Origin of the sequence: Desulfovibrio sp. SGI.230 (assembly GCF_050313065.1) — a bacterium.
Classification (GTDB): Bacteria; Desulfobacterota; Desulfovibrionia; order Desulfovibrionales; family Desulfovibrionaceae; genus Desulfovibrio.
The window spans coordinates 37,276-49,427 of record NZ_JBNPKS010000010.1 but is presented as its reverse complement, the minus strand read 5'-3'; the positions used below and the strand labels follow the sequence as shown (position 1 = coordinate 49,427).

9 protein-coding genes are annotated in these 12,152 nt (G+C 61.5%); 1 reads left to right on the top strand and 8 read right to left on the bottom strand.

The window, feature by feature from the left end; genetic code table 11:
* Position 1: 1 nt before the first annotated feature.
* The 8 genes from ACQRAG_RS08775 to ACQRAG_RS08740 form a co-directional block, all read right to left on the bottom strand.
* Positions 2 to 1,027: a molybdopterin-binding protein gene (locus tag ACQRAG_RS08775; protein ID WP_427803978.1), complete on the bottom strand. Its 1,026-nt coding sequence runs from the start codon at positions 1,025 to 1,027 to the stop codon at positions 2 to 4.
* A 609-nt stretch (positions 1,028 to 1,636) separates the two neighbouring features.
* Complete coding sequence (locus tag ACQRAG_RS08770; RefSeq protein ID WP_168934855.1) at positions 1,637 to 2,554, bottom strand: DUF2333 family protein; 918 nt, start codon at positions 2,552 to 2,554, stop codon at positions 1,637 to 1,639.
* A 310-nt stretch (positions 2,555 to 2,864) separates the two neighbouring features.
* Positions 2,865 to 5,525, bottom strand: coding sequence for a M16 family metallopeptidase (locus ACQRAG_RS08765; protein WP_427803979.1), 2,661 nt, complete (start codon positions 5,523 to 5,525; stop codon positions 2,865 to 2,867).
* A gap of 281 nt (positions 5,526 to 5,806) precedes the next feature.
* The gene (locus ACQRAG_RS08760; RefSeq protein ID WP_006004328.1) at positions 5,807 to 6,529 is read right to left on the bottom strand and encodes an ABC transporter ATP-binding protein; all 723 of its coding nucleotides are present in this window, start codon (positions 6,527 to 6,529) and stop codon (positions 5,807 to 5,809) included.
* Between the two features lies 1 nt (position 6,530).
* On the bottom strand, positions 6,531 to 7,316 hold the full coding sequence (locus tag ACQRAG_RS08755; protein ID WP_297137651.1) for an ABC transporter ATP-binding protein: 786 nt from the start codon (positions 7,314 to 7,316) through the stop codon (positions 6,531 to 6,533).
* Positions 7,313 to 8,347 (bottom strand): branched-chain amino acid ABC transporter permease, encoded by a 1,035-nt coding sequence (locus ACQRAG_RS08750; RefSeq protein ID WP_304028497.1) that lies wholly within the window; start codon positions 8,345 to 8,347, stop codon positions 7,313 to 7,315. Before ACQRAG_RS08750 ends, ACQRAG_RS08755 begins: the two co-directional genes overlap by 4 nt.
* Positions 8,347 to 9,240 (bottom strand): branched-chain amino acid ABC transporter permease, encoded by an 894-nt coding sequence (locus ACQRAG_RS08745; protein ID WP_006004323.1) that lies wholly within the window; start codon positions 9,238 to 9,240, stop codon positions 8,347 to 8,349. Before ACQRAG_RS08745 ends, ACQRAG_RS08750 begins: the two co-directional genes overlap by 1 nt.
* Positions 9,241 to 9,335: 95 nt before the next feature.
* Complete coding sequence (locus tag ACQRAG_RS08740; RefSeq protein WP_168934851.1) at positions 9,336 to 10,472, bottom strand: ABC transporter substrate-binding protein; 1,137 nt, start codon at positions 10,470 to 10,472, stop codon at positions 9,336 to 9,338.
* 458 nt (positions 10,473 to 10,930) lie between these two features.
* Between ACQRAG_RS08740 and dsdC the strand changes: the two genes are divergently transcribed.
* Positions 10,931 to 11,926, top strand: a complete 996-nt coding sequence (dsdC, locus tag ACQRAG_RS08735; protein WP_427803980.1) for a DNA-binding transcriptional regulator DsdC — start codon at positions 10,931 to 10,933, stop codon at positions 11,924 to 11,926.
* Positions 11,927 to 12,152 lie beyond the last annotated feature (226 nt).

Genomic DNA, 12,152 nt, shown 5'->3' with positions numbered 1-12,152 from the left:
TCTATTTTCCAAACGGACAGATGGGATAACGGCATTCGCCACAGCCGGAGCAGAAGCCCCCGTGACCCATGCCGGCGATATCCTCGGCTGTCACCTCCAGTCCGGCCAGAAGGCGCGGGACTACGAGTTCGAAGATGCTGGCCTTGTAATACATGACACAGCCGGGCAGCCCCAGTACGGGGACGCGGCCGCGTTCCGTGGGCACATAGCCCAGCAGGAACATGGCCCCGGGATAGACCGGTGCGCCATAGCTCACCACCTGCGCGCCAGCGGCACGGATGGAAGCGGGGGTCTTGTCGTCGGGATCCACGGACATGCCGCCCGTCACCACCACCATGTCGGCTCCCTGTCGGATGAAGCCGCTGATGGCTGACGAGGTCATCTCCACTTCGTCGCTGGTGAAGACCTGATCCATGACGGTGCATTCAAGGCGGGCGAACTTGTCTCGAAGCACAGGGCCGAAGGCATCCTTGATGCGGCCCGTGTAGACTTCGCTGCCGGTAGTGACAATGCCTACCTTGAACTTTTGCAGGGGCAGGACCTCGACCACGGGACGGGAAACCAGCTGCTCGAGAGCGACGATCTTGCTTTCCTCGATGAGCAGGGGCACCACGCGGGTGCCCGCCAGGTTCTGTCCCGGCCTGACCTGCTGCATGCTGTGCAGCGTGGCCAGGGTGATCTCTCCCAACAAATTGATGCGGGTCAGCGTGGGGACATCCACCCGCAAGAGGCCCATACAGGACGCCGAGTAGTTGATGCGCCCTTCCTTGGGCTCGTTCAGCGTGATGTTGGCCCCGGCCGTAGCGGCCGCGATGCGCCGGGCGGCTTCATTCTCATGCAGCACGCCCTCCTGCGGCTCGTACACATACAGATGTTCCTTGCCCACCTCCAGAAGGGTTTGGATGTCTTCCTCCCTCACGATATGCCCCTTGCGGAAAACGGGCCCTTTGTCCCCTCCGGGCACGATGCGGGTGATATCGTGACAGAGCACGCTGCCGACAGCGTCCTTGACGTGAATGGTTTTCATGGCAGCAGCTTTCATTGTCTCTCCTGAACAAACTGTGAGATACGGAAAAGAAATAGCAAGTTTTCATAAAAAGTGCAAAGAAAAACCTCATAAAATAAGATGGCTTGATGCGTCAGCGAATGATGCACGCTTTTCCAATGATTTCCGGGGGAATGTCACGCTTTGAGCTTTTCCGGTGATAAAAGTGCGCCTTGCTGCCTTTAATTGTGAAAACAAGTACAATCATCACTGCTTCCCTGCCCATCGTTGCACCATTATTTTTTGCAGTGTCCTCTGTCCGTATCCCAAGCGGCAACCTCCCCTTCCGGGATCCTGTTCCCGATCGCCCGGAGCCCGCCCCGATCGACCATGACGACCGTCTCCGGCTGCCAGTCCGTGCACAGATACGCAGGCGCCAAGAGCCCGGCCAAGCGAACGGACGAGGCTCCGGACCATAAAGAGGATCACGGGGAAAGGAACGAAATCCCCTCCCTACCTGCCGCAGGCCGGAAACGCACGAACGGCCGCATGCCCACCGTCCCCCTCCCCTCCGCAGCCCTGCCCATAAACACGAAAAGGCCGGAGCCTTTGGGGCTCCGGCCTTGCCGATGCATGTGAAAGGACGCCCTGCTAGATGCGCAGGCTGTCGCGGATGTCTTCCAGACGGTTCTTGGTGAACATCAGGTAGGAGATGATGAGCTCACCGGAGTTGAACGACGAGGTGATGTACATGGGATCATAGGTGCAGATATCGTTCATGAACTGCATGGCGGCGGCCATGTTCTCGGCATTGTTCTTCTGGGCGATCTCGGGATACAGGTCGTACAGGGCCTTCACGAAGTCACGGATGACCAGCACCATGCCCTGCACTTCGTAGATGCGGTTGTCCAGGGTATAGAAGGGGATGTCCTGGGCATCGGCCAGCAGGCCCAGGGCATAGCCCAGCATGTTCTCGCCCACCACCGTGTTCAGGGCCGCGTACAGGTCGTCAGTACGGCAATTGTAGGTGCCCTTGCCGGTATCCAGGGACTTCTTGTATTCCTCCACCTGCTTCAGGGCCTTTTTGTAAGAGCCTTCCGCCGAGGGGAACATGAAGCTGCGCGGGTCCACGGCAAAGCCGTTGAGGCGGGCCTGGTACAGGAACTCGCTTTCGCGGTCATTGGAGCCCAGCTTGGCGATCTGGGTGGAGTACAGGTCCATGAGCACGCGCGTGGCGTGGTAGACCCCGTACTGGCGATAGGCGCGGTTATCCAGCACGAAGCGGTTGAACACGATGTCGTTCATGGTCCAGCCGAAGGTGGAGCCCATCTCGCGACGCAGCTGATTGGTGACGGAATCCACCAGCAGCTTGCCCTTGTCGTTCTCGCTCAGGTTCGCCGTCTCGCCCACACTGTAGGCCTGGGGGAATTTTTTGGTATCGATGACGCCGTAGAAGGCCTGGCTGCCCCAGACCAGCACCAGCAGGCCCACAAAAAGGCATACCTGGATGCCCAGGGTCTTGGCCACCACACGGGCCTTGTCAAACACATGCATGTCCGTCAGTTTCATGTCATCCTCGCAGGATTGAAAATTTCATTTTTCGTATGACAGGACATATTTCCACAAAACGGAAACATATCCCGGACAACCTTTCCACACCGGCAGCACCGGCGCATCAGTCGCCGCACCCCTCTGGCCTAACAGCACAGGCGTCAGTCAGCCGTCAGGATGCTTTATTCAGAGATAAGCCCGCCCGGACGCCGGTCAAGATGGCGGGCCTGCCCGGCACGGCAAAAATGCCCTGCCGCAAGCAAAAGGGGAAGGGACCCTGCCCTCGGCCGGAACCCTTCCCCTGTCATTGCATCCCGTCACCCTTGATCTAGGGCAGCAGGGTCACTTCATACATCTTGTCCACTAGCAAGTACTTGCGGGCGACCTCGCGCAGCTGCTCCGGCGTCACCTTGGCGGCCTTTTCCAGCAAACGCTTCTGGAAGTCCTGGGGCTGGCCCAGCAAACGTTCGCTGGCGGCCTCGTCGGCCCGCGCGCCCAGGCTCTGGCGACCACGATAATAGCTGCCTTCCATGCGGTTCAGGCCCTTGGCCAGCAGCTCGGCGGGCAGCAGGTCGGTCTTGATGTCCTTGATGATGCCGCTGAAGCCCTGCCGAGCCACATCCAGATTGCGGGGCGTGGTCCCGATATAGAAGGCCATGAAACCGGCTTCGGGCAGGCTGCGGTAAAAGGCCGTCACCGTGTAGCCCAGGCCCTGCTCGTCACGCAGCTTGTTGAACAGCAGGCCGCTCTGGCCGGAAAGCACCGATTCCAGCAGCATGAGCGCCGGAGCGTCGGGATGATCCAGCGGCACGGCATGGAAGGCCAGCAGCAGATGGGCCTGCTGGCGACCGGGCAGGGACAGGGGCAGACGCTTGTCGGCGCCCCAGGTCGGCTGGGGCACATCCACGGCAGGCGCGGTGGGCACGGGCAGGCTGCGGGCAAAAGCCAGCACCTTTTCCCGGTCGAAATCCCCGGCCACGGAAAGGATCCACGGCTGGGCATTCTGCTGTTTCCAGAAGGCCTGCACGTCCCCGGGACCGAAGCGGTCCTGGTTCTCCGCCGTGCCCAGGCCGTCGAAGCCGTAGGGCTGGCCGCCGGGGAAGAGGAAACCGTTGATCTTGGAACCCATGAAGCTCATGGGATTGTCCTGACGGCGCACCAGGGCCGCCTTCAACGTATCGGCCTGACGGCGCACGTCCTTTTCGGCAAAGGTGGGCTTGTGCAGCAGATCGCCCAGCAGGGCGAAGTAATCGGCATTGAAGCGGGCCGGGCCCGTCAGGGAAACGGTGAAGCTCTGCACGCCCGCCGAGGCACTCAGGGAAGCGGCGCGTTCGGCCACGAAGCGTTCCATGGCATCCAGGTCACGCGTGCCGCAACCGTCGGTCAGGGTGGCGGCCGTGAGCTGGGCCAGGCCCTGGTCGGCAGGCTTGAGCAGCGCATTGCCGCCGGGGCGCAGAATCTCCAGCGACACATAGGGGATGGTGCGGTCCGGCTGCAGGATCACGGTACGGCCCTGCCCCAGATCGACGATCTCGCGCTTGCCCACCTTTTCCGCGGCAGCAGCAGCCTTTTGCCGCTCCACGGCAGGCGCGGGCCAGTTGCGCTGCAAAATGGCATCCAGATCGGGCAGCTTGGCCTTTTCGGGCGCCAGCACGCGCACGCGCACCTGATCGGGGCGCAGCCAGAGATCCTGGGCCTGACGCAGGCGCGCGCTGTCCACGGCGGCCAGCGCATGACGCACATTGGCTTCACCCCGCGGCCCGCCCAGCTCGAACTGTACCGTGGCCTTCCACGAGGTCAGACCGTCCAGGGTCTCGCTGGCGCGGTCCATGCCGTCCTCGTAATTGAAGCGTGCCCGCTCGATGACGTCGGGCGTGATCTTGCCGGCGTCCAGCGCGGCCAGATCGCGGGTGAACTCCTGCCAGAAAGGCTCCACCTTGTCCGCATCCAGCTGGGCGACCATATAGAACAGGCCCGCGCGGTTGAGACTCATGTTGCCGACGCTGATGCTGTCCACCAGCTGTTTTTCGTAACGGTACTTGCGATAGAACTGCGAAGTACCGTCGCCGCCCAGCGCATAGGCCAGCACGTCCAGGTCGATGGAGCGCTGGTCGCCCAGGGCGGGGGCAGGCAGGGCGATGCCCAGATAGACCTTGTTCCACGGCCCGTACGTCACCTCGACACGGGGACCGCCCGCGGCGCCTTCCAGCTGCACGGGAGCGGGCTCGGGCAGGATGGTGTCGTTCTTCAGGCCGCCGAACAGCTCTTCGGCGTGGGCCAGCACGGCCTTGGGATCGATGTCGCCGGCCACCAGCAGCATCATGTTCTGCGGCTGGTACCAAGTACGGATATAGGCCCGCAGGTCGTCCGCGGTCACGGCCCGGATGGTCTTTTCAAAGCCGATGATGGGGCGCCCGTAGACCGTGTGGGCCAGACCGGCCACCTGCAGGTCCTCGAACAGGCGGCGGGTGGGCGTGTCGTCACCGCCCTTGAGTTCGGAAACGATGACGTTCTTTTCCGCTTCCAGCTCGGCCGGATCCAGCGAAGGATGGAAGGCCATGTCCTTGACCACGTCCATGCCCGTCTTCCAGTGCTTGGCGGGCATGTCGGTGATGAACCAGGTCTTGTCGAAGCTGGTGGCCGCGTTGAGGTAGCCGCCCAGGGATTCCACATCCCGGGCCACCTGCCCCTTGGGACGCTTCTCCGTACCCTTGAAGACCATATGCTCCAGCACATGGCTGATGCCCGCCTGCTCGGCGGTCTCGTTGGCGGAACCCGTGCCTACGAACAGGCGCGTGCAGACCAGCGGGAAGCGGCTGTCCCGGATGATATGGACCGTCAGGCCGTTCTTGAGGCGGACGAGCATGGTGTCGTTACCAGAGGTTGAAGGATTGGCCGGGGCGGCCTGCGGCGCGGCAGCGGCGAGCTGCGGCAAAAGCAGGATCCCCAGCAGAAGGATGAGCAATGCATGGCGAGAAATGCGCAGCATGGGTACTCCTTATGAAGGGTTGCGGACGTCTCCGGCCCCTCCGAAGACATCCGGGGAACAGCACGGACCGGTCCCCCTGCCTGACGGCAGCCGGTCCTGCATCCTCCGTTTTCGGACAGTAATGTCAGAAGGCCCGCCTGACAAGAGCCGAAGCCCCTGTGTGATGACGGGCACGAAAGACGAAGCGACGGGATTCGTGCTCCCCTGCCGCCATGCATAAAAAAAAGGAGGGGCGTCCCTTGCGGAAACATCCCCTCCCCTGCATGTCGATGATGCCGGAACTAGCCGCCCAGATAGGCTTCCTTGACCTTGGGGTTCTCCAGCAGTTCCTGGCCGGTGCCCTCCAGCACCACGCGGCCCACTTCAAGGATGTAGGCGTAATGGGCCACGGAAAGGGCCGCGAACGCGTTCTGCTCCACCAGCAGCACGGTCATGCCGTCCTCGTTGATGCGGCGGATGATGTTGAAGATCTCCTTGACCAGCAGCGGGGCCAGACCCAGCGAGGGCTCGTCGAGCATGATCATGTCCGGGCGGCTCATGAGCGCGCGGCCCACGGCCAGCATCTGCTGTTCGCCGCCCGAAAGCGTGCCGCCCTTCTGCCAGTGGCGTTCCTTCAGGCGGGGGAACAACGCATAGACACGCTCGATATCCTCGTTGATGCCGTCCTTGTCGGTACGCGAATAAGCGCCCAGGCGCAGGTTCTCCACCACGGTCAGATGAGGCAGGATGCGACGGCCTTCCGGCGAAAGCGAGATGCCCCGCCGCACCATCTCCTCGGGCTTGAGACCGATGAGGGAGACAGGTTCGTCGCCTTCCTTGCGGGTCAGCGAGATCTCGCCGCTGATATTCTTGTTCAGGCCGGCGATGGAACGGATGATACTGCTCTTGCCGGCGCCGTTGGCGCCCACCAGCGTGACGATGCTGCCGCGCTTGATGTCCAGGCTGACACCCTGCACGGCTTCGATGCCGCCGTAACGAACGTAAAGATCCCTGATTTTCAGCATACTACACCACGTCCTCGCCCAGATAGGCCCGGATGACCTCGGGATTGCTGCGAATGGCGTCCGGGTCGCCGTGTGCGATAAGCGCACCGTATTCCATCACCCAGATGTACTGGCACACGCCCATGACCACCTTCATGTCATGTTCGATAAGCAGGATGGTCAGGTCGAAATGGTCACGGATGGCCTGGATGAAGTGCATGAGCTCGATACTTTCCTGCGGGTTCATGCCGGCGGCGGGTTCGTCCAGCAGGAGCAGACGCGGTTCCGTGGCCAGGGCACGGGCGATCTCCAGGCGGCGCTGCGCCCCGTAAGGCAGGCTGCCAGCCTTCTCGTCCATGTATTCGGCCAGGTTCAGATGCTCCACCAGGTCGCGGGCCTTGTCCGTGATGGCCTTTTCTTCCTTGTAATACGTGGGCAGGCCCAGCGGCGCCATCCACCAGGGGCAGCGGCGGCGCACATGACAGCCCACCATCACGTTCTCCAGCACGCTCATGTGCGGCGAAAGACGGATGTTCTGGAAGGTACGGGCCACGCCCATGCGACAGATCTCGAACGGCTTGCGGCCGCGGATGCTCTTGCCCGCAAAGCGCACGTCGCCTTCCTGCGGCGTATAGAAACCGCTCAGCACGTTGAACAGGGTGGTCTTGCCCGCACCGTTGGGACCGATGACGCCCACGATGCTGCCCTCGTCCACCTTCAGGGAAAGGTCGCTGACGGCCGTCACGCCGCCAAAGCGCATGGTCACGTTTTCAGCCGTCAGGATGGGCTGGACTTTGCTTGCACTCATGCCTTGCGCCTCCCCAGCGAAAAGATGTTTTTCCAGGTGATCTCACGGGTGCCCATGATGCCCTCACGCCGGAACAAAATGATGGCCAGCAGGATGAGCGAGAAAACCACCATGCGCATGCCGGGGATGCCCGGGATCTCGAACACGCCGAAGTCCATGGGCTCCTCGATGGCGCGCAGCCATTCCAGCAGGATGGTGACGATGGTGGCGCCCAGCAGGCTGCCGGTCAGCGAGCCCAGGCCGCCGGCCACCACGAACATCAGCACGTTGAAGGTCAGCAGGAAGTTGAACATCTTGGGGTCGATGGTGGACAGGTGGCTGCCCAGCAGCGCGCCGCCCACGCCCGCGAAGAAGGCCCCCACGCAGAAGGAGAGCACTTTGTAGCGGAACACGTTGATGCCCATGACGCCCGCGGCGATCTCGTTATCGCGTATGCAGCGCAATACGTTGCCGAAATTGCTGAATATGAGCCGTGACAGCACCACCAGCGTGATGACTGTCCAGATGTAACAGGTCAGCAGGGTCGCCTCGCCGGGGATGCCCTTGATGCCCAGCGAACCGTTGGTGATGGACGTGGCGTTGACGATGACCACGCGGATGATCTCGGCGAAGCCCAGGGTGGCGATACCCAGGTAGTCGTCACCCAGCCGCAGCACGGGCACGGCGATGATGAAGGCGAAGATCATGGCCACCAGACCGCCGGCGATGACCGCCACCCAGAAGGGCGTATGCAGCACCGAGAAAGGCCAGATGATGGGATCCAGGATCCACATGATCTCTTTCTGTTCCGGCAGCAGGGTACACAGGGCGCCCACATAGGCGCCGATGGCCATGAAGCCGGCATGGCCCAGCGAGAACAGGCCGGTGAAGCCATAGATCAGGTTGAGCGACAGGGCCAGGATGGCGTTGATGAAGATCAGTTTGAGGATGTAGATCTGATAGTCGCCCATATAGGCCTCGGCCTGGGTCAGGGCCAGACCGAAGATGACGATAAGCGCGATGTTGAGCAGGGTCGTTTGATTGAAGCGCATTAGATCTTCTCCTCCATGCGCTCGCCCAGCAGGCCCGTGGGCTTGAACACAAGCACCAGCACCAGCAGGATGAAGGCGAAGGCATCACGGAAGCCCGAAAGCTCCGGCATGAAGGCCACGGTCATGATTTCCACAAAGCCCAGGGCCACGCCACCGATAACGGCGCCGGGGATAGAGCCGATGCCGCCGAACACGGCCGCGATGAAGGCCTTGAGGCCGGGCATGATGCCCATGTAGGGGTGCACCTGCGGATAGCGCAGGGCCCACATGATGCCCGACGCGGCAGCCAGGGCGGAACCGATGAAGAAGGTGAAGGCGATGATGTTGTCCACCCGCACCCCCAGAAGACGCGTGGTCTCGATATCCTTGGAGATGGCGCGCATGGCCAGGCCGGGCTTGGTGTGGTGCACGATGTAGAGCAGGAGCGCCACCAGCACGATGGTCATGACCGGCACGAAGGCCGTGAGTTTGAGGATGCGCACATCACCGAACTGCCAGACCGAGAGCAGCCAGTCGGGCTGCAGCACGGGCCGGGGCTGGCCGGTGAAGACCACCACGGCCAGACTTTCGATGAAGAAGGAAACGGCGATGGCGCTGATGAGCGCCGAAATTCTGGGCGCGTCACGCAAGGGCCGGTAGGCCACGCGTTCCACCACCACACCCAGCACGCTGGCGCCGAGGATGGCGATGATGGCGGCCACACCCCAGGGCCAGCCATAGGCGAAAGTGCCGAAAAAGACGAAGTAAGCCCCGACCATCAAGATATCGCCGTGGGCAAAGTTGATCAGGCGCAGAATGCCGTAGACCATGGTATAGCCAATGGCGATCAGCGCGTAGAGCGAGCCTAGCGTCAAGGCGTTGAAACAGTGCTGCAAAAACATGTCAAGGGTCATGGGGCCACCTGGAAATAAGCTTTATCCCGCCCGAAGGGGCGCGAAGACGGAACGGCGGGGCCCGTCGGAGCCCCGCCGTGAACAGACGGATTCCCTTACTTGGGAGTGACTTCGGTCAGATAAACGCGCTTGCCGTCCTTGTACTCAATAATGCCCACGGGCATTTCGGCGTCGTGGCTGGCATTGATGGTCAGGGTACCCAGCGGGGTCACCAGGTTCTTGGTCGCGGCCAGGGCCTTGGTGATGGCGGCGGGTTCGGCGGAGTTGGCGCGCTTGATGGCGTCAACGATCAGGAACAGACAGTTGTAACCCAGGGCGCCGTTCACGTTGGTTTCCTTTTCAGGATAGGCCTTGTTCCAGGCTTCGGTGAACTTTTTGGCTTCGGCGCTCATGTTGGGCATCTTGGCATCGTAGGGGAAGGTGGTGTGCAGGAAGCCTTCCGCAGCCTTGCCGGCCAGCTTCACGGTGTCGGGGTTGTCCATGGCGTCGGCGCCCATCAGGCGGAAGGTGGCGCCCAGTTCGCGGGCCTGCTTCATGATGATGGCGCCTTCAGCGAAGTAGGCGGGCATGAAGACGATCTCGGGCTTTTTGGCGATCAGTTCGGTGAGCTGGGCAGTGAAGTCCTGGTCACCGGAGCTGTACTTGAGGTTGGCCACCACTTCGCCACCCAGCTTCTTGAAGGAGCGGGTGAAGAAGCTGGACAGGCCCACGGCGTAGTCGTTGGTCATGTCCATGAGCACGGCGGCCTTGCGCAGGCCCAGGTTCTCATAGGCATAGGTGGCGGCAGCGGCACCCTGATAGGGGTCGATGAAGCAGGCGCGGAAGTAGTACTTCTTGCCCTGGGTCACCAGGGGGCTGGTGCAGGAGGTACCCACGCCGGGCACCTTGGCCTTTTCGGCCACTTCAGCACCGGCCATGGCCAGAGAGGAACCGTAGGTACCGATCAGGGCCACGACCTTGTCGCGTTCCACCAGGCGCTTGACGGCGTTGGCGGCTTCCACCTTGTCGGACTTGTTGTCCACCACAACCAGTTCAATGGGGCGGCCCAGCACTTCAGGCATGTCCTTCAGAGCCAGCTGCACACCTTCCAGCTCGAGCTGGCCGCCAAAGGCATTCTGACCGGTCAGGGGCAGGTACACGCCGATCTTGATGGGTTCAGCAGCCAGGGACTGGCCGGCCAGCCCCAGGGTCAGAGCCATCAGCGCCAAGCCAACGAATTTGCCCAGTTTCATAAATCATCTCCCAGGTCTTGGAGGGTGAAAGAGCTCGCCCCGGTGATCCTTTTCCAGGGCTATTCCTGTTGAGATACACCAAATCCCCCCATTGCGCAATTTGCCGGTTGAATTTGGCCATAAACCCCAAGCCGAAAAATCTCTGCGCATGGCCTCATGCAAAATGGTTCATCCGCAGTTGAAAAAATTTATCCTCTTTCACGCCAAGCGCCAAGGCCTTTTTTCGATAATTTGCGTTTTGATTTTTTATTACACATAACATATTGTAATAACATTATTTTTTAAACAATCCCCCATAGTGCTCCATGGTTGAATAAATCTCATCTCTGCCCCGTATCCTCCTGCGCCGGCCGCCCTGTCCGTATTGACGAAAGCCCATGAAGAAAGGAATATCCCCTTCTCGACATATATCTGTCCGCATCCCCTGCCCTTTCGGGCGGGATCTCCAAGGAGACAATGTGACGCTTCCCGACAGCAAAAACCGTCAGCGTTCCCGCAGCATCGCCCGCGTCCTCAACGATGACGCCAGCCTCATCAACATCAAGACCTTCGCCATCGCGGCCCGTTACATGAGCTTCAAGGCCGCTGCCCGGCATCTTGGCCTGACCTCCGGCGCTGTCAGCCACCGTATCGCCCGCCTGGAAAAGGAGCTGGGCTTCCCGCTGTTCAACCGCCTGACCCGCGCCGTCTCCCTGACACCGGAGGGCGAGCGCCTGCGCGACGTCTACCTCAATGCTTTCCAGAAGATCTATGAAGAGATCACCCAGCTGCTGCAGGACGACTTCAGCTCCCTGACCATCTATGCCGCCCCCAGCCTGGCCCTGGCCTGGCTCATCCCCCAGCTGAGCGACTTCCAGCAGCACTACCCCTCCATGCAGCTGCATGTACGTACCGGCAACGCTCCCATAGATTTCCACGGGGACTCCACGGTGGACGTGGCCCTGTATTATGCCGAGAGCCACGTCAGCGGCCTGACCTCACGCAAGTTCATGGACGAGGCCACCCTGCCCGTCTGCTCCCCCGAGTACGCGCAAAAGCACGACCTGATAGGCCATCCCGAGAACCTGCCCGCCTGCACCCTGCTCCATGACTCCGCCGCCTGGCATTATGCCGCCACCACGGCCGAATGGCAGGAATGGGCCGACAGGAACCATGTGGACATCTCCAACTGCCTGAACTTCGTCACCTTCGACCATACCTACGGGGCTTCCGTGGCCGCCAGCCACGGCCTGGGTGTGGCTCTGGGGCGCTGCAGCCTCATCGCTCCCCTGCTGGCGGAACAAAAGCTGGTCACCCCCTTCCCCGACCTGCCGCCCACCACGGCGTTCCGCTCCTACTACGCCGCCTGGCCCCGTCATACCAATCCTTCCCCCAAGCTCCAGGGCTTCCTGGACTGGCTGGAAGAAAAAGGCCAGCAGAGCAATGCGGCTCTTGCCCGCCTGATGCACGCCTAGCAGGAAGAGACATTTGAGCGAGGGGGGAAAGGAGACCTTTTTGGAAAAAGGTCCTCCTTTCCCCCCTCGCGCTCCCCTCTTTCCTCCCAAAAACTTTTATCAGGCCATAAAAAAAGGACGCCAAGGCGTCCTTTTTTCATGGCCGCGGGATGAGCGCTGATAAGCACTTCCCGCATCATTCAGCAATCATCTCCCGGCTCACGCATCCCGGGGGCTATGCTTCCAG